This is a genomic window from Rhodoblastus sp. (genome assembly GCF_041915505.1).
Classification (GTDB): domain Bacteria; phylum Pseudomonadota; class Alphaproteobacteria; order Rhizobiales; family Beijerinckiaceae; genus Rhodoblastus.
Genome location: NZ_JAYSBG010000024.1, coordinates 1 through 21,184, shown reverse-complemented (window position 1 = coordinate 21,184; position 21,184 = coordinate 1). Strand labels below are relative to the sequence as shown.

The window sequence follows — 21,184 nt, the reverse complement described above, 5'->3', positions numbered from 1 at the left end:
AAGCGACTGTTAATCGCTGGGTCGCAGGTTCGAGTCCTGCTCAGGGAGCCATCTCTTCCCCTTTCGAAATTTGCGCCTTATGCCTCGAAACGGCGCGGCGCCCGAGTCGTCGAAGCCGTTTGGCAAACATCTTGCGACGCAAACGAACCAAACCGGATCGTCCGGGGAAAGAATGATCTACACCAATCTGTTCGGCGCGCCGCCGCCGGAACTCGCCTCCGCAGCGCCCGACGCCCGCCAGTTTTCACCCCTCGCTCCCGGCGCCGAAGATCTGACCGCCCAGCCGCCCGGCGCGCTGGACAATCTCGCCATGCTCGCCCCGCCCGGCGCCATCGAGCGCCGCCGCGCGCTGGCGCTGGCGCTGCGCGCCTTGGCCCCCGGCGCGCCCTTTCTGGCGCTCGCGCCCAAGGACAAGGGCGGCGGCCGACTGGCCAAGGAGCTGGAGGAGCTGGGCTGCGCTTGTCAGCAAAGCGCCAAACGCCATCACCGCCTTTGCGCGGTCGCCGCCGAGGGCGATTCCGCCGCGATCGAGGCAGCGATTCACGCCGGCGCGCCGCGATTCTCCGAATCGCTCGGCCTGTGGACCCAGCCGGGCGTGTTTTCCTGGGACCGAATCGATCCCGGCTCCGCGCTGCTGATTCGCCATCTGCCGGATTTTTCCGGACGCGGCGCCGATTTCGGCTGTGGCGTGGGCCTGATCAGCCATCGCATTCTCGCTTCGCCCAAGGTCAAATCGCTGCTGATGGTCGATGTCGACCGCCGCGCCGTCGAGCTTTGCTCGCGCAATGTCGACGATCCGCGCGTGGCGATTCTCTGGGCCGACGTGCGCGCCCTGACGGTCGGCCCGTTCGATTTCATCGCCATGAACCCGCCGTTCCACGAGGCCGGCAAGGAGACCAAGGAGCTGGGGCGCGGGTTCATCGCCAGCGCGGCGGCCAATCTGCGGCCCGGCGGCCAGTGCTGGCTGGTGGCCAACCGCCACCTGCCCTATGAGGCCGCGCTGGAGCAGAAATTCCGCTCGGTCGCGCCCATCGCCGCCGAGGGCGGCTATAAGGTGATCGAGGCGATTAAGTGAGCGCGGGCAAGACGGTCCGGCTCGACCGGCTGCTCGCCAATCTCGGCTATGGCTCGCGCCGCGAGATCCAGATTCTCGCGCGGACGGGGCGCATCCGGCTCGACGGCGCGCCGTTGCGCGACGCGGAGCAGCGTGTTGTCGCGGATGACGCTTTCGCCGCGCGGCTGGTCGTGGACGGCGAGCCGCTCGACCCCCTGCCCGGCTTCATGTTGATGATGAACAAGCCGCTCGGCGTCACCTGCTCGCACAAGGAGGCCGGGCCGCTGGTCTATCGCCTGCTGCCCGACCGTTGGCGGCTGCGCGAACCGGCGATTTCTACCGTGGGGCGGCTGGACAAGGAAACTTCCGGCCTGCTGCTGCTGACCGATGACGGAACCCTGCTGCACAAGATCATTTCGCCGCGCCGCCAGATCGCCAAGACCTATCGCGCGACGCTCGACCGGCCGCTGCGAGGCGATGAGACAGCTTTGTTCGCCGCCGGCGGTCTGATGCTGGAAGGTGAGGACAAGCCGCTGCTGCCCGCGCGGCTGGAGCCACTCGGCGCCCAGGAAGCGCTGCTGACCCTTGTCGAAGGACGCTATCATCAGGCACGGCGCATGTTCGCCGCCGTCGGCAATCACGTGGTCGCCTTGCATCGCATCTCGGTCGGCGGCCTCGCCTTGCCGGACGATCTCGCGCCGGGCGAGTTTTCGGTACTCGACGCCGAGGAGATCGCGCGGGTTTTCGCCGAATGAGTACGTAACCATGATTGGTTACGTAGCCATTATGGTTATGTAACCATTATGGCGCCGTAACTGTGGCCGGCGCATTGCGTCCAGTGAACCAACGCTGCTTTTTCGGGTAAAAGAGAAGCCTGAAACCTCTCCCAGCGCCTGCGAAAAACGCCGCCTCATGCCTCAACCCAAAGCGCTCGTCTGGTTCCGTAACGATCTTCGCGTATCGGACAATCCGGCCCTGTCCGCCGCCGTGGCGAGCGGGCTGCCGCTGCTCTGTCTTTATATTCTCGACGAGGGCGGCCCCGATCGGCGTGCGCCCGGCGACGCCAGCTGCTGGCGGCTCGACCGCGCCCTGGCGGCGCTGGAAGGCGAATTGGCGCAACGCGGCGCGACCCTGTTCTTTTTGCGCGGCTCCGCCGAAACCCTGCTGCCGCGCGTGGCCGAGGCCGCCGGCGCAAGCCAAATCTTCTGGAGTCGACGCTATGGCGGCGCCGAGATCGCGCTGGATACGCGGCTGAAACAGGCGCTGCGCGATCAGGGCCGTGCGGTTCACAGCTTCAATGCCGCCTTGCTGGCGGAACCTTGGGAGGTGACGTCCCGGGCCGGCGGCGGCTTCAAATTGTTCACCCCGTTCTGGCGGGCGCTGCGGGAGAGAATCGCTTTCACGCCGCGAGCGCCGGCGCCCGAACGTCTCTCCGGCGCATCCTGGCCGGAAGCCGCGCCCCCGCCGCTCGGGCGCGCCGCGCTCAGCCTCGCGCCGATACGGCCGAATTGGGCGGCCGGCTTTCCCGGTCCCGAGGCCGGCGAAAGCGGCGCACAAACACGGTTACGTAACTTTCTGGACAGCACACTCGATGGTTACGGAACCAACCGAGACCGGCTCGATCTTGAAGCAACCTCGCGCCTGTCCGCCCATCTGCATTTCGGCGAAATCTCGCCGCGCCAGATTGTCGCCGCCATGGCGGAGCCCACGCAGGGCGCAGATAAATTCCTGTCCGAACTCGGCTGGCGCGAATTTTCCCATCACCTGCTCTACGCCCGTCCGGATCTCGCCTGGCGCAATGTTGACGCCCGATTCGACGCTTTTCCCTATGCCCGCGACGACGAGGCGCTCGACGCGTGGAAAGGCGGGCGCACCGGCTATCCCGTGGTGGACGCCGCCATGCGAGAATTGTGGACCACCGGCCATATGCACAATCGCGCGCGCATGGTGGTCGCCTCCTTCCTGACCAAACATCTGCTGATCGATTGGCGGGAGGGAGAACAATGGTTCTGGGACACGCTCGCGGACGCAGACGAGGCCAATAATGCCGCGAGCTGGCAATGGGTCGCTGGCTGCGGCGCCGACGCCGCGCCCTATTTCCGTATCTTCAACCCGGTGCTTCAGGGCGAAAAATTCGACCCGGACGGCGCTTATGTCCGCCGCTTCTGCCCGGAACTGTCCGTGCTCCCCGCCGGCTTTATCCACAAGCCCTGGGCCGCGCCGGAAGCGGTCCGGGCCGCCGCTGGCGTCCGTCTTGGCGAAACCTACCCGCATCCCATCGTGGATCACGATTTCGCCCGGCGCCGCGCGCTCGACGCCTTCAGGGCGCTCGCGGCTTGAGCGGCGCCTCGCTTGCACGGCCTCGGCCGGGCGACTAGCATCCCGACAAGAGTCGATAGGATTTGTCATGAAAGTCACGGAATCGGTGCTGGACGCCATTGGCGGCACCCCTTTGATCAAATTGCGGGCCGCCTCGGCCGCCACCGGCTGCGCCATCTATGGCAAGGCGGAATTCATGAATCCGGGCGGCTCGGTGAAGGATCGCGCGGCGCTGGCCATCATCCGCGACGCCATCGAATCGGGCGCGCTCAAGCCCGGCGGCACGATCGTCGAGGGCACCGCCGGCAATACCGGCATCGGCCTGGCGCTGGTCGCCAATGCGCTCGGCTTCCGCACCGTGATCGTGATTCCCGATACGCAGTCTGACGAAAAGAAAAGCATGTTGCGCCTGCAGGGCGCCGAGCTGATCGAAGTCCCGGCCGTCCCCTATTCCGACCCGAACAATTACGTGAAATTTTCCGGACGGCTCGCCGAGGAACTGGCGCAGAAGAACCCGGCTGGCGCGATCTGGGCCAATCAATTCGACAATGTCGCCAATCGGCGCGGCCACGAGGAAACCACCGGCCCGGAAATCTTCGACCAGCTCGGCGGCAAGCTCGACGGCTTCATCTGCGCGGTGGGCACCGGCGGCACGCTGGCGGGCGTCGGCCGCGCGCTCAAGGCGCGCGACCCGAACATCCAGATAGGCCTCGCCGATCCGCTCGGCGCCGCGCTTTATTCCTATTATAAAACTGGCGAACTGAAATCCTCCGGCTCCTCGATCACCGAGGGCATCGGCCAGGGCCGCATTACCGCCAATCTGGTCGACGCGCCGATCGATCATGCCTATCAGATCCCGGACGAGGAGGCTCTGCCCATCCTGTTCGATCTCGCTTTGGAGGAAGGCTTGCTGCTTGGCGGCTCGTCCGCGATCAATATCGCCGGGGCGATCCGGCTGGCGCGCGATCTCGGCCCGGGCAAGACCGTCGTGACGATCCTGGCCGATTCCGGCTCCCGCTACGCCTCGAAATTGTACAATCCGGCCTTCCTGCGCGAGAAAAACCTCCCGACTCCGGCCTGGCTGGACAAATGACCGGCTGTTGAAAAGCCGCAATCGACGAAAAGGATAGGTTTCGCGCCTGACGCCCCGCCTATAATTTGGGCGCAGCCAAGGAGCGAAAAATGACCGGCGCAACGGAAAGCACGTCCCCCTATCTCGTCTCGACCGATTGGCTCGCCGAGCATCTCGGCGCGCCGGGCGTCGCCATCGTGGACGCCTCCTGGCACCTGCCGACCGCCAATCGCGACGGCGCCGCCGAATTTGTGAAGGCCCATATTCCCGGCGCGGTGTTTTTCGACATCGACGCCATCGCCGACCATGCGACCAGCCTGCCGCACATGCTGCCGGACCCGGTCGCCTTCGCCAGCGCGATGCGCAAGCTCGGCGTCGGCGATGGCATGAAGATCGTGGTCTATGACAGCGTCGGCCTGTTCTCCGCGGCGCGCGTCTGGTGGACCTTCCGCGCCTTCGGCAAGCGCGACGTGGCGGTGCTCGATGGCGGCCTGCCCAAATGGATCGCCGAAGGCCGCCCCCTCGCCGAGGGCGAGGTCATTCCGCAGCCGCGCCATTTCACCGCAAGGCTCGACCACGCCCTGATCGCCTCGGTGGAGGACATGCGCGAGGCCAGCGCGAAAGCTGCCGCGCCGGGCGGCCCGCAGATCATCGACGCGCGCTCGGCGCCCCGGTTCCGCGGCGACGAGCTGGAGCCCCGCCCCGGCCTGCGCTCCGGTCATATTCCTGGCGCCCACAACCTGCCTTGGGGCAATCTGGTCGCGGACGGCCGCTTGAAGCCGCCCGCGGAGCTTGAAGCTGCATTCGCCGCCGTCGGCTATGATCCGGCGCGGCCGGTGGTCACCACCTGCGGGTCCGGGGTGACGGCCTCGATCCTCGCTCTGGGTCTCGCCGTGCTCGGACGCGACGCGGTTCCGGTCTATGACGGCTCCTGGTCGGAATGGGGCATGCGGCCGGACCTGCCGATCGCCCAGGGCGGTTGATCGCAAGCAAGTCTGGCGTCGTGCCCTGAAAACAGGCGCCGGCCGCCTCTTCACGAAGATTTGCGCGCGGGCGGCGCCCAGACCAACCGCCTTTTCACGCCAGCGACGAGCGCCGGGGTGGATTTTCGGCCGTGAATGGTCCGAAATGCGGCCTTCGGCCGCGCCCTCGACGCCGAGCGGCAAAAATATCCCCCTGCCCGGGAAATTCTCGGCAGGAATTGCGGGTCTTGCCGTTGGATCGAGCAAAATGACGCCAATTCCGCCGCGCGGACGCTGGCTTGTCATCCGTCGCGGTGCTATGACGCTAGCGTTGCGCGCGGAGCGCCAATAAGGCTGGACCCGCGCAAGACAGGGAGAACCGCCCAGGAATGAAAAAAGTCGAAGCCATCATCAAACCCTTCAAGCTCGACGAAGTGAAGGAAGCCCTTCAGGAAGCGGGCCTTCATGGCATCACCGTCACGGAAGCCAAGGGCTTCGGGCGGCAGAAGGGGCACACCGAGCTTTATCGCGGCGCCGAATATGTCGTCGATTTCCTGCCCAAGGTTAAGATCGAACTGGTCTTGACGGATGACGCCGTCGACCGCGCCGTGGAGGCCATTCGACGCTCCGCGCAGACCGGCCGCATCGGCGACGGCAAGATTTTCATTTCCAATATCGAAGGCGCCATTCGCATCCGCACCGGCGAGACCGGGCCCGACGCGGTCTGACCGCGCTTTCCCCATTCCTTCCCGTTTCCCGATCTCCTCAAACGCAAGAGGCGTATCAATGACGACTGCCAAGGACGTTCTCAAGAGAATCAAGGACGAAGACATTAAATATGTCGACCTCCGCTTCACCGATCCGCGTGGCAAGTGGCAGCACGTGACCTTCGACATCGCCCTCGTCGACGAGGAAATGTTCTCGGAAGGCACCATGTTCGACGGCTCGTCCATCGCTGGCTGGAAGGCGATCAACGAATCCGACATGCTGCTCATGCTCGATCCGTCCACCGCCACGCTCGATCCGTTCTTCGCTGCGCCGACGCTGTCGATCGTCTGCGACGTGCTGGAGCCGATGACCGGCGAGCCCTATAACCGCGATCCGCGCGGCATCGCCAAAAAGGCCGAGGCCTATCTCAAGACCACCGGCATCGGCGACACCGCCTTCTTCGGCCCGGAAGCCGAATTCTTCGTGTTCGACGACGTCCGCTTCAAGGCCGACCCCTACAACACCGGCTTCGTGCTCGATTCGGTCGAACTGCCGACCAATTCCGACACCCCCTATGAAGGCGGCAACCTCGGCCACCGCGTCCGCACCAAGGGCGGCTATTTCCCGGTTCCGCCGGTCGATTCCGCCCAGGACATGCGCGGCGAAATGCTGGCGGCCATGGCGGCCATGGGCGTCAATGTCGAAAAGCACCACCACGAGGTCGCCTCGGCCCAGCACGAACTCGGCATGAAGTTCGGCACGCTGACCACCATGGCGGATCACCTCCAGATCTATAAATACGCCATCCATCAGGTCGCCCATTCCTACGGCAAGACGGCGACCTTTATGCCGAAGCCGATCTTCGGCGACAACGGCTCGGGCATGCACGTCCACCAGTCGATCTGGAAGAGCGGCAAGCCGGTCATGGCCGGCGACAAATATGCCGACCTGTCGCAGGAATGCCTCTATTATATCGGCGGCATCATCCGCCACGCCAAGGCTTTGAACGCCTTCACCAATCCGTCGACCAATTCCTACAAGCGTCTGGTCCCGGGCTATGAAGCCCCCGTTCTGCTGGCCTATTCGGCCCGCAACCGCTCGGCCTCCTGCCGCATTCCGTGGACCAACAATCCGAAGGCCAAGCGCGTCGAGGTTCGCTTCCCCGATCCGACCGCCAACCCCTACCTGGCTTTCGCGGCCATGCTGATGGCGGGCCTGGACGGCATCGTCAACAAGATCGATCCGGGCGCCGCGATGGACAAGGATCTCTACGACCTGCCGCCGCGCGAACTGAAGAAGATCCCGACGGTGTGCGGCTCGCTGCGCGAGGCGCTGACCAGCCTGGACAAGGACCGCGCCTTCCTGAAGGCCGGCGACGTGTTCAACGACGACTTCATCGACAGCTATATCGAGCTGAAGATGCAGGACGTGATGCGCACCGACATGACCCCGCATCCGGTCGAATACGACATGTATTATTCCTACTGAGCTTCCGCTCAGGGCAAGCGAAGGGCGGCCGTTCGGCCGCCCTTTTCATTTTGCGGCTTTCGTTTCGTGGCCTGTTCACCATAGCTGCAAGGTCGCGCCGCGCTTAAGGCGCCCTTCACATTGCTCCCTGAAACTGCTTGGCATTTCAGTGGAGTCATTGATGTCCCAAGTTGTTTTTGGCCGGCGCGGCCTGGACCGCACGCAACCCGCTTCCCCACGCGCAGCAGCCCCCCGCCCGTCTCGATTGGTCGAGCCCGGCGCCCCAATCGGAAGCCTGGCCTCCGATGAGAGAGCCTCGCTGGCCTCCGCGCCGTGGCTGACGACCGCCCTGATCTTCCTGCTTCTGGCGATCTTCATGATCGAAAAGGCGGCGACGCCGACCCTCGGCGACGGCGGGCTATTGGAAGCGCGCGATCTCGCCGATCTCGGCGCCGCCAGCCGCGCGCTGGTGGTCGACCAGCATCAATATTGGCGGGTGCTGTTTTCGCCGCTGCTGCATGCTAATTTCAAACACGTGTTCTTCAACTGCATTCCGCTGCTCATCTTCGGCGCGTTGCTGGAGCTGATGGTCGGCCGCGGCTGGCTGCTCGCCATATTCGTGTTCAGCGCGCTGACCGGCGTCGCCGGCTCGCTGATCGGCAATCCGCCTTCGACCGTTACGGTCGGCGCCTCGGGCGCTCTAACCGGCCTATTCGGCGCCATGTTCGTGCTGAGCTATCACGGCGCCGTCGGCGGCACCCAGCGCGACGCCATGCGATCGCTGTCCTGGCGTTTCGCTATGCCCGCCATTATCCCGGTCTTTTTCAGTTCCGGCCATGTCGATTACGCCGCCCATATTGGCGGCGCCTGCGGCGGCGCCTTTCTCGCGCTCGGCCTGTTGGCCTTTTTCGACGAAAGCCGATTGAAACCGCGCTTCGGCGTTCTCGCCGGCGCCATCGCCGCGCTGTTTTTCGTCTCCGCCGCAGTCAGCCTGCCGCTGGCGCGGCTCGATCGCGCCGAAGGCCTGAAAACCACCGCCATGCTGCGGGAAAAACTGACCCGAATGCAGGCCGCCTCCGCCGAGATCTGCGCGGCGCTGGATCGCGGAGTCCGAAGCCAGGGCGCTTCCCCACCGAATGACGAAAACTATCGCAAATTGCGCAAGCAACTCGCCTGCGATGCGAAAAAGCCCTGACCAAAACCCGCCCGCCTCGGGCGGGGCGTCGCCGTCAGGCGGCCTTGCGCGTAAAAACGCTGGCGCGGCCGAGGGCGAGGGTGAAGACCAGGCTCAGCGCGAGCAGAACGGCGGCGAGGCCATAGCCCCCGCCCGGATTATGGCCGCCGGCCACTTCCCAGGCCAGGATCTGCGTATAGGCGACGGGCCCGATCATGCCCGACACGCCGCGCAGGCTGGCGATGGCGCCCTGCAACGTTCCTTGTTCGTCGGCGCCGGCCAGACGCGTCGCGAGGGCCTGGAACGCCGGCCCGGCGAGGCCCCACAGCGCGACGAAGGGCAAGGCCGCGACAAAGGCCCCGCCGCCGCCAGCCACGGCGAAGCCGACGAAGCCGATCACGCCGCAGACGAGGCCGGTCAAGGCGGTCGGCAATTCGCCGAATCTCTTCACCGCCGGCCGCACCAGACCCGCCGCGACAATGGTCTGCGCGATCCCAACCAGAGCCAGAACCTCGCCGGTCGTGCGCGCATCCCAATGATAGCGGAAGCCCGTATAGAGCACGAACAGGCTCGGCAGCGAGTCATGGGCGAGATAGGACAGGAAAAGAGCGGCGGCGAGCAGGGTCAAGGCTGGCTCGCGCGACAGGAAGCGCAGCGAGCCGAGCACATGGGCGGTCTTCCAGACGAAGCTCTTGGCGCGATTTTCGGGCGCGAGCGATTCCGGCAGGATGAAAAAGCCATAACAGGCGTTGGCCAGGCTCAGGCCCGCCGCGCACCAGAACGGCGCGCGCAGGTCGATCTGGCCGAGATAGCCGCCGATGGCCGGGCCAAGCACGAAGCCGAGTCCGAAGGCGCCGCCGAGCATGCCGAACCGGGCGGCGCGTTTGTCGGCCGGGGTGATGTCGGCGATATAGGCGCTGGCCGTGGAGAAGCTGGCCGAGGCGGCGCCGGAGATGACGCGGCCAAGGAACAGCCAGCCGAGGCTCGGCGCCAGCGCCATCACCACATAATCGAGGCCGAGACCAAGATTGGACAGCAGCACCACCGGCCGGCGGCCGAAACGGTCCGACAGCGCGCCGAGCACCGGCTGGAAAACGAATTGCATGAAGGCCCAGGCGATCCCGAAAAAGCCGACCATGCGCGAGGCCGAGCTGTAATCGCCGCCCTCGAACGACACGATCAGCTTGGGCAGCACCGGGATCATCACGCCCAGCGCGATCATGTCGAGCGCGACCGTGACGAAAATGAAAAGAAAGGCCGCCTTGCCGGGCCTGTAGATCTGCATGGCCATCAAACGTCCCTGCCCCGACGACGGCTTCCACCCCGCCCTTCCGCATCATTAGCAGTTCGTCTAGCGCGGCGACGCTGCGCGAGGCAAATGAAAAACTCTCAGGCGCGCCCGACCGTCGCGGCCCGGCGCGATCCGTGCTTGAGGCGGCTGGATTGGTTGGCTTTGCCGGCAATTGGCGCCATCATAACAATTCCCGGAACGTTCTCGGATCAGGGGCCGCTTGAGAGCCTTCGAGAAACGGGACGGGGCGACATCATTCGGCCTTGGCGGCGATCGACATTTCAGGCGATGACTTTTTCATCACGCGCGGCGCGCCGCGGCCCGACTGGATAGGTGGAGCGTGCGGCAGGATACGCAATCCGATTTCGTCGCCGGGGAGCCGGAAGGCCCCGATCCGGCGGCGTTCGATTGGATGGCGCCCTGCGTCGCCTTGCTGAACCGCGTCGCCAGCCTGCGCCGCAGCACCCCGATCGCGCTGCCGATTGGCGTGGGCCTGCTCGCGGCCTCCGCCGGAGCGGCCCTGCAGGCCGGCCTAGTCGCGGCCGACGAGGCCTCCTCGCCCTTCATCGCCTTCTATCCGGCGGTGTTGATCGGCGCGCTCGGCGGCGGCTTTTTCGCCGGACTGCTGTCGCTGGCGCTGGGGGCTTTCGCGGCTTACATCTTCTCGATCTGGCTCGACGGCCCGTTCGACAGTCCGGCGCTGCTGATCTTCGTGATCAGCGGCATCGTCTTTTCGCTGATCGGCGAGGCGCTGCACCGCATTTTCGCCGAGCTCAAATTCGCCGAGACGCGGCTGGAGCTGCAGGCGCGCATTTCCGCGCTCGACGAACACGCCATCGTCGCGGTCACCGACAAGCGCGGCGCGATCACCTACGCCAACGACCAATTCTGCTCGATTTCGCAATATTCCCGCGCCGAACTGCTCGGGCAGGACCATCGCATCGTCAATTCGGGCATCCATTCCAAGGAATTTTTCCGAACGCTGTGGCGCACGATTTCGAAGGGCGAGGTCTGGCGCGGCGAAATCTGCAACGCCGCCAAGGACGGCTCGCATTATTGGGTCGACACCACTATCGTGCCCTTCCTCGACGACAAGGGCCGGCCCCGACAATATGTCGCCATCCGCACCGATATCACCGAGCGCAAGCGCGCCGAGATCGCGCTGCTGGAGAGCGAGGCGGCGCTGCGGCAAAGCCAGAGCCGCTTGCGCCACGCCGCCGACGCCGGCCGCCTGACCTATACCGAATTCGACCTGGTCAACCAGCGGGTCTTCGTCGCCGAGAATTTCGCCCATGTGCTCGGCTATGAGCCGGCCACGCCGCCCGAGGGCGGGCCGATGGAGGAGGGTCTGAACCGGCTGTTCGACCATATGCCCACAGAGGACCGCCGCCGCGTCTCCGTGGCGGTCCAGCAGTGCCTGAACGGCGTGGCGACAGGGCGAATCGAATATCGGGTGGTCGGCGACGACGGACAGGAACGCTGGATCGAGAGCGTCTGGAACGCGGAAATCGGCCCCGACGCCAAGCCGCGACGGGTCTTCGTCACCGATCACGACATTACCGGATTGCGCGCCGCCGAGGACGCCCTGCGCGAGAGCGAGCGCAGTTTCCGCTCCATGGCCAACGCCATTCCGCAATTGGCCTGGATCGCGCTCCCGGATGGCGAAATCACCTGGTTCAACGAGCGCTGGTACGAATATACCGGCGCGACGCCGTCACCGGCCGCCGGCCAAGGAACGCCGGCGGCGGGCCAAGGCTGGAGCGAGGTCGTCGATCCGGCGGCGGTGCCTCAGGTTCTGGAGCGCTGGGCCGACAGCGTGGCGACCGCGCGGCCGCTCGACATCACCATTCCGCTACGCGGCGCGGACGGCTGCTTCCGGCCCTTCCTGACGCGCGTCATGCCTTATCGGGACGGCGACGGCCGCGTCCTGCAATGGTTCGGCACCGCCACCGAAATCACCGAACAGAAGGAGATGGAGGAGGCTTTGCGCGCGGCGACGCTGGAAGCCGAGCGCGCCAATCGCGCTAAGTCCAAATTCCTCGCCTCCGCCAGCCACGATCTGCGCCAGCCCGTGCAGTCGCTGGTTCTGCTGCTTGCCTTGATCGAACGCCAGGTGGCCACCAATCCCAAGGCGCTGGACACAGCCCGCATGATGAAACAGGCGCTGGGCGGCCTGAACGGCCTGCTCACCGCCATTCTCGACATTTCCCGGCTCGACGCCGGCGTCATCACGCCCAATATCGACGCGATCGACCTGCGCGCCATGCTGGAGCGGCTGGCCGCCGAATACGGCGCCAAGGCCGCCGACAAGGGGCTCGATCTGCGCGTCCAGCCGCGCAGCCTTTACGCTTTGGCCGATCCGGCGCTGCTCGAACGCGCTTTGCGCAATCTGATTGAAAACGCCATACGCTACACGCCGGCCGGCGGCGTGCTGATTGGACTGCGGCGGCGCGGCTCGCAGGTGCGGATCGACGTGGTGGACACCGGCATCGGCGTGCCCGCGGAAAAGCAGCACGAGATTTTCGACGAATTCATCCAGCTCAACAATCCCGGCCGCGATCTCGCCAAGGGTCTGGGCCTCGGCCTGGCCATCGTCGCGCGTCTCGCCGCCCTGCTGGATGCGCAGGTCGAGGTCCGCTCCCGCGTCGGCCGTGGCTCGCGCTTTTCGCTGTCCCTGCCCGCGGCCGAAGCCTGCACCGCCGTCGAGACGGCCCCGGCGCAACTGGAAGACCCGCGCGGCCGCATCCTGATCATCGAGGACAATCTGATTCTGCGGCGCGGGCTGGAAAATATCGCGCGCAAATGGGGCTGCAAGACATTGGCGGCCTCAAGCGGCGAGGAGGCGCTCGAAGTGGCCTCGGCGCGGCGCTGGCGGTTCGACGCGGTGATCAGCGACTATCGGCTCGGCGCGGGACTAAACGGCGTCGAGGCGTCCAAGGAGCTGGCGCGCCGGTCGGGCCGCGACTTCCCGACCCTGATCCTGACCGGCGACACCGCGACCGAACATATCGCCGAAATCGCGGCGAGCGGCTTCGAACTGCTGCACAAGCCGGTAAGCGCCGAACAATTGCGCCGCAAGCTGTCGCGGCTGCTGATGAGCGAAACCGTCAATTGATCGCTTGGAGCCGAGGCTTATTTGGCCCCGCGCAGGGCCGTCAGCCGCTCGATCGTCCGTTGCAGGTCCTCGAACTGGAACGGTTTCGTCAGCACCGGCGCATCCCGATATCCCGGCGCGACGCCGCCGAGGCCGTGGCCGGTGACGAAGGCGAAGGGGACGCCGCTGAGCGCCAGCGCATCGGCGATCGGATAGGATTCGTCGCTTTCCAGCGCCACGTCGAGCAGAGCGCCGTCGAGCGCCGCGCCCTCCTGCTCCACAAGTTGCAGGGCCGAGGCGACCGTGCGCGCCGGCCCGACCACCTCGCACCCGCATTCGCTCAGCCAATCGGCGACGAGGATCGCCAGAATCGGATCGTCATCCACCAGCAGCAAACGCGGACCCATGCTTTCTCCCTGGCGGGGGTTGAAACATCAATCCTAACGGGCTTTTCGCGCTCCTGCCAGCCATAGCGCCGTTCAAGCCCCGAATTTCCGCCACTCCGCGCCTCGAAGCGCCTGTCGGGAACTTCCGCACGCCTGTTGGGGAAAATTGTTTTCGTTCTGTTCCCTTGCGGCTTCGTTCTGTGCTATGAGACCCGCGACAATCGGCGCCGGACGGCTTCTTCCGACGCGAGCCCTTTTCCACGGACGGCGATCGCAACCGCCGCCCGCTCCAGACGCAACGGGACCATGGCCGAACAGGATCTTTTCGGGGCGCCCAAGCCGGCGCCGAGCAAGAAAGCCCCCGAGCCGAAAAAGCCGCCGATTTCCGGCACGCCCGGCGAAGCGGCTTACACCGCGGCCTCGATCGAGGTTCTGGAAGGCCTGGAGCCGGTGCGCCGGCGGCCCGGCATGTATGTCGGCGGCACCGACGAAACCGCCTTGCACCATCTGTTCGCGGAAGTGCTCGACAACGCCATGGACGAGGCCGTGGCCGGCCACGCCACGCGGATCGAGGTCACGCTGGACGAGGACGGCTTTCTCGCGGTTTTCGACAACGGACGCGGCATTCCGATCGACCCGCATCCGAAATTTCCCAAGAAATCGGCGCTGGAAGTCATCATGACCACGCTGCACGCCGGCGGCAAATTCGATTCCGGCGCCTATCAGACCTCAGGCGGCCTGCACGGCGTCGGCGTTTCGGTGGTCAACGCCCTTGCCGAGCGGCTGGAGGTCGAGGTCGCGCGCGGCCAGAACCTCTATCGCCAGGTCTTTTCGCGCGGCCAGCCCCTGACCGGGCTGGAGACGGTCGGCCGGGCGCCCAACCGGCGCGGCACCAAGGTCCGTTTCAAGGCGGATCCGGAAATCTTCCGCGAAGTCAGCAAATTCTCCCCGGCCCGCCTGTTCAAGATGTCGCGCGCGAAGGCCTATCTGTTCGGCGGCGTTGAAATCCGCTGGAAATGCGCGCCCTCGCTGCTCGATTCCAACGGCAAGACGCCGCCGGAGGCGGTGTTCCATTTCCCCGGCGGCCTCAAGGATTATCTCGCCGCCGATATCGAGGGGAAGGACCTCGTCGCCGAGCAGTTCTTCACCGGCCGCATCGAAAAGCCCGAGCGTCACGGCTCGCTTGAATGGGCGGTCGCCTGGTTGTCCGAGGACGACGGCTTCGTCCATTCCTATTGCAACACCATTCCGACTCCCGACGGCGGCACGCATGAATCGGGCCTGCGCCTCGCCTTGCTGCGCGGCCTCAAGGACCACGCCGAGCGCATCGGCCAGGGCAAGCGCGCTTCCGCCGTGACCGCCGACGATCTGATGGCCGGCTGCGCCGCGCTGATCTCGGTCTTCATCCGCGAACCCGAGTTCCAGGGCCAGAACAAGAGCCGCCTGATGAGCGTCGAGGCCTCGCGCATTGTCGAGAGCGCGATGCGCGACGCCTTCGACCATTGGCTGGCCGGTTCGCCCGCCCAGGCCAAGGCGCTGGTCGACTGGGCGATCGAGCGCGCCGAGGAGCGGCTGCGCCGCCGCGCCGAAAAGGACATCGCCCGCAAGAGCGCCACCCGCAAGCTGCGCCTGCCGGGCAAGCTCGCGGATTGCACGAATAATTCGGCGCAAGGCTCTGAACTTTTTATCGTTGAGGGCGATTCGGCGGGCGGCTCCGCCAAACAGGCGCGCGACCGGGCCAGTCAGGCGATCCTTCCGCTCCGCGGAAAAATCCTCAATGTCGCCAGTTCGTCGCGCGAGAAATTGACCGCCAATCAGCAGCTTTCCGACCTGATCCAGGCGCTCGGCGCCGGCACCGGCTCGCATTATCGCGCCGAGGACCTGCGCTATGACAAGGTCGTCATCATGACCGACGCCGATGTCGACGGCGCCCATATCGCCTCGCTGCTCATCACTTTCTTCTACCGGCAGATGCCCAAGCTGATCGAACAGGGCCATCTCTATCTGGCGGTGCCGCCGCTCTACAAGCTGACCCAGGGCGCCAAGACGGCCTATGCGCGCGACGACGTCCATCGCGACGAATTGCTGCGCAAGGACTTCACGGGACGCGGCAAGGTCGAGATCAGCCGGTTCAAGGGCCTGGGCGAAATGCTTCCCGCCCAGCTCAAGGAAACCACAATGGCGCCACATTCGCGCACCCTGCTGCGGGTAAAAATCGTCGATGAGGATCGCGAGGAAACGGCGGAATCGGTCGAGCGGCTGATGGGAACCAAGCCCGAGGCCCGTTTCGCCTTCCTGCAGGAGCGCGCCGCCTTCGCCGCCTCGGCCGATCTCGTCGATCTCTGAACCGCTGGCGGATGAATCGGGAGCAAATCATGTCTCAGGCCACGGAAACGACGCGCTACGAAACGCCGCTGATCCTGCTGCACTGGCTGATGGCGCTGCTGATCGTCGGCCTCTACGTGGTCGGCCTGAGCGTCGACACCTTCGACAAGCCGCTGCGTCCCACAGTCGTCAATCTGCACGCGATCTTCGGCCTGTTGCTGCTCACCCTCGTGGTCCCGCGCGTGTGGTGGCGGTTCACCCATGCCAAGCCCGCTTATCCCGACGGCATGGGGCCTTTGTTTCGACGCGCCGCCGCCGCGGGTCATGGCGTGCTTTATCTGCTGATGATCGCCACGCCGCTGGTCGGCATTCCGACCTTCCTGTGGCGCGGACAGCCGCTTGATTTCGGCCTGTTCCGGATCCCCTCGCCTTTCGAGGGCAATCGCGACATCGCCCATCAGTTCGGCGAGCTCCACGAATTGGCCGCTCATCTGCTGATCGCATTCGCCGCCGGCCATCTGCTGATCGCGCTTTATCACCAGTTTATCCTGCGCGACAACATCATTGCGCGGATGAAACCGTGACGCCGTAACCCTCCGTTTACCCCGCTCGTTCATAAAGAAAACAGGATGGCGGGGGGCTGGGCATGTCCGCGGTGAAGGATGTCGTCGAAAATCGCAAGGGGTCGGCAGTCGACAAGTTCGCCTTGTTTTGTGCTTTTATATCAATCATTTGCGTTTTCGGCGCGCATGGCATGGACAAGCTGGCCCAGAATGGCGGCCTGCCGGTGATCGCCCTGCAGCGATCCGGCGCCCCGGCCGGAGTCGATTACGCCCCGACCGCCTCGATCCCCGGACAAGCGGCCAAGGTTCAGCTCAATCCTTGCGTCGACAACAGCCGCACTCACTGATTCCCGCCACGTTTTCGACAGATATTCATTGACTTTGCCGCCGCTTGGCCTAATGGTCCGGGCGGCGTTTCAGTCTTCGCGCGCGCCCGCCGCCACGGCTCAGGTCCGTCAGCGATGGGGCTTCGGCGCCGCCCTGCGCAAGCATTGCGGCAAGGAAGGCCCGTTCCGGGAAATTCGTCCCCGCTCCGGCCGAACGGCGTCCATTGTGAACGGCGGTTTAGGGCCGCCTTTTCGTCCGGGCGGGAGATCGTCCGGACAGTGAAAGACGCGATCCGTACAAACCTCTGTCTTGGAACCTTTAATGCAATTTTCCGAACTCGGCCTCAGCGAGAAGGTGCTGCGCGCCGTCGAAGATTCCGGCTATAAAAGCCCCACGCCGATCCAGGCGCAGGCCATCCCCCTCGCCCTTGCCGGCCGCGACGTGCTCGGCATCGCGCAGACCGGCACCGGCAAAACCGCCGCCTTCACGCTCCCGATGTTGTCCCGGCTGGAGCAAGGCCGCGCCCGCGCCCGCGTGCCGCGCACCCTGATCCTGGAGCCGACCCGCGAACTGGCCGCGCAGGTCGAGGAGAGCTTCAACAAATATGGCGCGCAGCACAAGCTCAATGTCGCGCTGCTGATCGGCGGCGTGTCGTTCGGCGACCAGGAAACGAAGATCATGCGCGGCGCCGACGTGCTGATCGCCACGCCGGGCCGCCTGCTCGACTTTTTCGAGCGCGGCAAGCTGCTGCTGACCGGCATCGAGATCCTCGTCATCGACGAAGCCGACCGCATGCTGGACATGGGCTTCATTCCCGATATCGAAAAGATCTGCAAGATGGTGCCGTTCACCCGGCAGACCCTGTTCTTCTCGGCCACGATGCCGCCGGAAATCACCCGGCTGACCGAGCAATTCCTGCATAATCCGGTCCGCATCGAAGTGGCGCGCGCCGCGACCACCGCCTCGACCATCACCCAGGCCCTGGTCGCCTCCCACGGCGGCGGCGACAAGCGCGAGACTTTGCGCCGCTTGTTGCGCTCAGCCGAGGGCCTGAAGAACGCGATCGTTTTCTGCAACCGCAAGCGCGATGTCGCCATCGTCTTCAAGAGCCTTGAAAAGCACGGCTTTCCGGTCGGCGCCCTGCACGGCGACATGGACCAGCCGGCGCGCATGGCCTCGCTCGACGCCTTCAAGAATGGCGCGGTGGATATTCTGGTCTGTTCGGATGTCGCCGCGCGCGGCCTCGACATTCCCGACGTGAGCCATGTCTTCAATTTCGACGTGCCGACCCATTCGGAAGATTACGTCCATCGCATCGGCCGCACCGGCCGCGCGGGACGCAGCGGCCACGCCTATACGATCGTGACCTCGGACGATTCCAAATATGTCGCCCAGATCGAAGACCTGATCAAAAAGAAGATCGACTGGGACGGCCCGCAACCCAATGAGCTGGCCCCCGCCGAATATACCGAGCGCGACCGCGAACGCGCGGGCCGCTCACGCCGAAACACGCGTGGAGAGCGTTCCGAGCGTGGACGGGGAGCGGAGCGTGACCGTGGAGCGCGCGAGCGCGAAGACCGTCAGCCGCGCGACGGTGGAGATCGCCCCGAGCGCGTGCGCGCCGAACGCCCCGAGCGTGAACGCGACGACCGTCCACCGCGCGAAAATGCGCCCCGGCGCGAGCGTCCGCGCAATGATGATGCGCCGCGCGCCGCGCGGGACGATTCGCAGCGCCGCAGGGGCGGAAGCCGTCCGGCCGAGGACGACGCGCCGGTGATCGGCATGGGCGACCACGTTCCGAGCTTCCTGTTGCGCCCGGTCCGCCTCAAGAGCGCCAAGACCGCCGAATAAGTCAGCGCGGCGCGACGCGCTCCAGCAAGGCGAGATCAAGCCCCCGGCAATCCGGCAGCTCGACAAGAGCGCCGGAGAGATCGTCGTCGCTCGAATAGGTCGAGCGCACAGCGACGACCGGCAGACCGGCCGCCCGCGCGGCGAGCACGCCATTGCGCGAATCCTCCACCGCGACGCATTGCTCCGGCGCTATGCCCAATTCGCGCAAGACCAGCTCATAGACATCCGGCGCCGGCTTTTTCCGCTCCACCATGTCGCCCGCCCCGACAATCGGGAAAATTTCGCGCCAATTGGGGCCGAGCGTCGCGCCGAACAAAGCCTCGATATTGGGCATTGAGGTCGTGGTGGCGATCGCCAGCGACAGGCCGCGCGCCCGCGCCGCCGCGATGAATTCCCCGATTCCGGGACGCAAGGGCGCCCCGCCCCGCGCGACCGCCTCGGTATAAATATCGGTCTTCGCTTTATGCAGCCGCGCCACGAATTCGGCATCCGCGACGCCGCCGGTCAGCGCGACAAAATGGGCGATGCGCTCCTTGCCACCCGTCACTTTCAGCAGGCGACGATAGAGCGGCACGTCCCATTCCCAGTCGAGGCCGAAATCGGCGAAGGCGCGATTGAAGGCGAGCCGATGGCTTTCCTCGGTCTCCGCCAAAGTGCCGTCCAGATCGAAAATCACCGCCTCGAACACGCGCGCCTCCCTCGTTTTCGCCAAATTGGGGGCGGCAAGGCCAAAAGGAAATTTAAAAAAGCGCAAGCAGCTTTAAAGAAAACTTTGTCCGCTCAATGCGGCAGGATGCCGAAAATCTTGCGCAGGAAGCCCGGCGCTATGGCCGAAAGCGGGTTGATCGAGAGCGACGGCGCGCTGGTCTTGCCGGTGACGCGGAAATTCACCCCGATCAGCCCCTCCTCCTGGCCGCCGCCAAGCACCAGGCCGATCACCGGCAACTGCCCGAACAGATTGTTGACGCCATAGGCCGGCACGAACGTGCCGGATACGTCGAGCGTGTCGCTGTCGAAATCGATCCAGCCCTCCAGCGTCGAGCCTATGCTCGGATTGGCGATGGCGCCGTCGCGCACGAGCAGGCGGCCGCCGGTTTTCTGCAATTGCGCGTGCAGGCGCGCGAAAGAGACCGAATTGGGGTCGATCTTGACCTTGCTGGTGAACTCCCCGGCATTGGGCGCGGTGGCGAAACTCCGCAAGGCCGGTTCGCCGCGCAGGATGAAATTCTCGATATCGACCGAACCGGAGAAGCCGCCGTCGGCGAGGCGCAATTCGGTGGAGAAGGCGCCGCCCTGCATATGGCTGTAGAGGTCGAGGAAAGCGAGCAGTCCGCCGCCGTCCGAGGTCGTGAGCGTGAACAGCGGCGCGCCGGCGTCGGGCCGCGTCAGCACGCCTTTCACGGCGTCCCCGCCAAGCTTGCCCGCGATATTAAGCGCCTGGAACTGGCCGCCTTTCTTGGCGATGTGCAGATCGGCGTTCGAGATGATCTGCCGGTTGGCGCCGGTCAGGATATTGGCGTAGAGCTCGAGGTCGAAATCGGTCGAAGGCCCGCCCCGCCCGGCGTCGCTGTCCGTCAGATTGGTCAGGAACGGTCGCGCGTCGACGGCCGGGCCGCGCGCGATGATCTTCATCACGTCGCCCACTTTCGAGGCGTCGATCTGCATATTGTCGCCCGGCGAGAATTTCACCTGCGGCAGCCGCGCGGCGCTCAAGCCGCCCTCCGGCGCGAGCTGCAGCACGCCCCGAGCGCCCTGGCCGGGGCCGTCATAGACGAAATCGTCGAGAGTCGCGGCGCCGCGCTCGTCTTCCTTATAGGAAAAGGTCGCCTTGGCCGGGCGGCCGGCGGGCTTGTAAAGGCCCGGAACCGGATAGATCAGGCCGGTCTTGACAAAATCCAGCTCGACCTGCGCCTGGGGATGCGCTGCGCCGACATCGCCGGCGATCCGAACCGCGATCGGCCCGGCGACCGTGGCGCCGAAATTCAGCCCCGCCTTGACCCGCGCCGCCTCGTCCATCGGGAAGGAAATCACGCCCTTCGGCGGCTGGTCGTCGCTGCGGGTGAATTCCAGCGTCGCCGGCGCGCCGAACAATTTTCCGGTCCCGGTGACGCGGGTGACGCCGCCGAGCAGGCTGACCGCGAGCGAACCCTGCTCCAGCCCGGCCTTGCCGACCAGATGGTCGGCGAAGAAATTCTCGACCTTGGCGTTGACCTCGATCGTCGCCAGTTTCGGGTCGTAGACCGGCTGCAGCTTGGTGCGGAACACGAATTCGCCGTCGAACTGGCCGCGCGTGGTCTTGGGGTCGAGCGGCAGGCTGGCCACTTTGGCGAAGCCCGGCGTCGACAGGATCTCGCCCAGCACGTCGAGCGAGCCACGGCCATGGGCGCCGACATTCATTTCGGCCGGCGAGACCGCCATATTGGGCAAAGTGAAAAGACCGTCGGACAGGTCGATCCGCCGGCCCGGCGCGGCTTCCATATAGCCCACGCTGGCCTCGATCCGCGTCGAGCGCCCGGCCGAATGGCCCTGCGCGTCCACGCCCTGCGCGGGCGGAGCGCCGTCGAGGAAGGTGAATGCGGCGTCACGGATCA

Annotated in this window: 17 protein-coding genes; 13 read left to right on the top strand and 4 right to left on the bottom strand. The window is 65.7% G+C overall.

Annotated features, from left to right (window positions below; translation table 11 throughout):
• The first annotated feature begins 172 nt into the window (after positions 1–172).
• From ACE3S9_RS03265 to ACE3S9_RS03230, 8 genes are all read left to right on the top strand, one after another.
• Positions 173–1,075, top strand: coding sequence for a class I SAM-dependent methyltransferase (locus ACE3S9_RS03265; protein ID WP_374545000.1), 903 nt, complete (start codon positions 173–175; stop codon positions 1,073–1,075).
• Positions 1,072–1,809, top strand: a complete 738-nt coding sequence (locus ACE3S9_RS03260; protein WP_374544999.1) for an RNA pseudouridine synthase — start codon at positions 1,072–1,074, stop codon at positions 1,807–1,809. The genes ACE3S9_RS03265 and ACE3S9_RS03260 overlap by 4 nt, the downstream gene beginning before the upstream one ends.
• 157 nt (positions 1,810–1,966) lie before the next feature.
• Positions 1,967–3,394, top strand: coding sequence for a deoxyribodipyrimidine photo-lyase (locus ACE3S9_RS03255; protein ID WP_374544998.1), 1,428 nt, complete (start codon positions 1,967–1,969; stop codon positions 3,392–3,394).
• A gap of 67 nt (positions 3,395–3,461) precedes the next feature.
• A complete protein-coding gene (locus tag ACE3S9_RS03250) occupies positions 3,462–4,466 on the top strand; it encodes a cysteine synthase A (protein ID WP_374544997.1) in 1,005 nt (334 codons plus the stop codon).
• A gap of 89 nt (positions 4,467–4,555) precedes the next feature.
• Positions 4,556–5,428 (top strand): 3-mercaptopyruvate sulfurtransferase, encoded by an 873-nt coding sequence (sseA, locus tag ACE3S9_RS03245; RefSeq protein WP_374544996.1) that lies wholly within the window; start codon positions 4,556–4,558, stop codon positions 5,426–5,428.
• Positions 5,429–5,796: 368 nt separating this feature from the next.
• Positions 5,797–6,135, top strand: a complete 339-nt coding sequence (locus ACE3S9_RS03240) for a P-II family nitrogen regulator (protein ID WP_374544995.1) — start codon at positions 5,797–5,799, stop codon at positions 6,133–6,135.
• A 58-nt stretch (positions 6,136–6,193) separates the two neighbouring features.
• Complete coding sequence (glnA, locus tag ACE3S9_RS03235; protein ID WP_374544994.1) at positions 6,194–7,603, top strand: type I glutamate--ammonia ligase; 1,410 nt, start codon at positions 6,194–6,196, stop codon at positions 7,601–7,603.
• Between the two features lie 160 nt (positions 7,604–7,763).
• A complete protein-coding gene (locus ACE3S9_RS03230; RefSeq protein WP_374544993.1) occupies positions 7,764–8,777 on the top strand; it encodes a rhomboid family intramembrane serine protease in 1,014 nt (337 codons plus the stop codon).
• Positions 8,778–8,811: 34 nt separating this feature from the next.
• On the opposite strand, the gene ACE3S9_RS03225 is transcribed toward ACE3S9_RS03230, so the two are convergent.
• Entirely contained in the window at positions 8,812–10,041 is a 1,230-nt protein-coding gene (locus ACE3S9_RS03225) for an MFS transporter (protein WP_374544992.1), read from the bottom strand.
• 346 nt (positions 10,042–10,387) lie between these two features.
• On the opposite strand from ACE3S9_RS03225, the gene ACE3S9_RS03220 reads away from it, so the two are divergent.
• Complete coding sequence (locus ACE3S9_RS03220) at positions 10,388–13,162, top strand: PAS domain-containing protein (protein ID WP_374544991.1); 2,775 nt, start codon at positions 10,388–10,390, stop codon at positions 13,160–13,162.
• Between the two features lie 17 nt (positions 13,163–13,179).
• On the opposite strand, the gene ACE3S9_RS03215 is transcribed toward ACE3S9_RS03220, so the two are convergent.
• Positions 13,180–13,548, bottom strand: a complete 369-nt coding sequence (locus ACE3S9_RS03215; RefSeq protein ID WP_374544990.1) for a response regulator — start codon at positions 13,546–13,548, stop codon at positions 13,180–13,182.
• 285 nt (positions 13,549–13,833) lie between these two features.
• On the opposite strand from ACE3S9_RS03215, the gene parE reads away from it, so the two are divergent.
• The 4 genes from parE to ACE3S9_RS03195 all read left to right on the top strand — a co-directional run bounded on the left by parE (position 13,834) and on the right by ACE3S9_RS03195 (position 18,593).
• Complete coding sequence (parE, locus tag ACE3S9_RS03210) at positions 13,834–15,873, top strand: DNA topoisomerase IV subunit B (protein WP_374544989.1); 2,040 nt, start codon at positions 13,834–13,836, stop codon at positions 15,871–15,873.
• 29 nt (positions 15,874–15,902) lie between these two features.
• Complete coding sequence (locus tag ACE3S9_RS03205) at positions 15,903–16,436, top strand: cytochrome b (protein WP_374544988.1); 534 nt, start codon at positions 15,903–15,905, stop codon at positions 16,434–16,436.
• A 170-nt stretch (positions 16,437–16,606) separates the two neighbouring features.
• Positions 16,607–16,762 (top strand): hypothetical protein, encoded by a 156-nt coding sequence (locus ACE3S9_RS03200; protein WP_374544987.1) that lies wholly within the window; start codon positions 16,607–16,609, stop codon positions 16,760–16,762.
• Positions 16,763–17,063: 301 nt separating this feature from the next.
• On the top strand, positions 17,064–18,593 hold the full coding sequence (locus tag ACE3S9_RS03195; protein WP_374544986.1) for a DEAD/DEAH box helicase: 1,530 nt from the start codon (positions 17,064–17,066) through the stop codon (positions 18,591–18,593).
• Between the two features lies 1 nt (position 18,594).
• On the opposite strand, the gene ACE3S9_RS03190 is transcribed toward ACE3S9_RS03195, so the two are convergent.
• Together ACE3S9_RS03190 and ACE3S9_RS03185 are read right to left on the bottom strand one after the other, a co-directional pair.
• A complete protein-coding gene (locus tag ACE3S9_RS03190; protein WP_374544985.1) occupies positions 18,595–19,281 on the bottom strand; it encodes an HAD-IA family hydrolase in 687 nt (228 codons plus the stop codon).
• 92 nt (positions 19,282–19,373) lie between these two features.
• Positions 19,374–21,184: AsmA-like C-terminal region-containing protein (locus ACE3S9_RS03185; protein ID WP_374544984.1), on the bottom strand; the 1,811-nt coding region annotated here is incomplete at its 5' end.

What these genes read in the sequence shown, in the direction of transcription:
- ACE3S9_RS03265 (WP_374545000.1), top strand. Translation starts at nt 173, where the DNA reads ATGATCTACACCAATCTGTTCGGCGCGCCGCCGCCGGAACTCGCCTCC.
- ACE3S9_RS03195 (WP_374544986.1), top strand. Translation starts at nt 17,064, where the DNA reads ATGCAATTTTCCGAACTCGGCCTCAGCGAGAAGGTGCTGCGCGCCGTC.
- sseA (WP_374544996.1), top strand. Translation starts at nt 4,556, where the DNA reads ATGACCGGCGCAACGGAAAGCACGTCCCCCTATCTCGTCTCGACCGAT.
- ACE3S9_RS03205 (WP_374544988.1), top strand. Translation starts at nt 15,903, where the DNA reads ATGTCTCAGGCCACGGAAACGACGCGCTACGAAACGCCGCTGATCCTG.
- ACE3S9_RS03255 (WP_374544998.1), top strand. Translation starts at nt 1,967, where the DNA reads ATGCCTCAACCCAAAGCGCTCGTCTGGTTCCGTAACGATCTTCGCGTA.
- glnA (WP_374544994.1), top strand. Translation starts at nt 6,194, where the DNA reads ATGACGACTGCCAAGGACGTTCTCAAGAGAATCAAGGACGAAGACATT.
- ACE3S9_RS03215 (WP_374544990.1), bottom strand. Translation starts at nt 13,548, where the DNA reads ATGGGTCCGCGTTTGCTGCTGGTGGATGACGATCCGATTCTGGCGATC.
- ACE3S9_RS03240 (WP_374544995.1), top strand. Translation starts at nt 5,797, where the DNA reads ATGAAAAAAGTCGAAGCCATCATCAAACCCTTCAAGCTCGACGAAGTG.
- ACE3S9_RS03225 (WP_374544992.1), bottom strand. Translation starts at nt 10,041, where the DNA reads ATGCAGATCTACAGGCCCGGCAAGGCGGCCTTTCTTTTCATTTTCGTC.
- ACE3S9_RS03200 (WP_374544987.1), top strand. Translation starts at nt 16,607, where the DNA reads ATGGACAAGCTGGCCCAGAATGGCGGCCTGCCGGTGATCGCCCTGCAG.
- ACE3S9_RS03250 (WP_374544997.1), top strand. Translation starts at nt 3,462, where the DNA reads ATGAAAGTCACGGAATCGGTGCTGGACGCCATTGGCGGCACCCCTTTG.
- parE (WP_374544989.1), top strand. Translation starts at nt 13,834, where the DNA reads ATGGCCGAACAGGATCTTTTCGGGGCGCCCAAGCCGGCGCCGAGCAAG.
- ACE3S9_RS03230 (WP_374544993.1), top strand. Translation starts at nt 7,764, where the DNA reads ATGTCCCAAGTTGTTTTTGGCCGGCGCGGCCTGGACCGCACGCAACCC.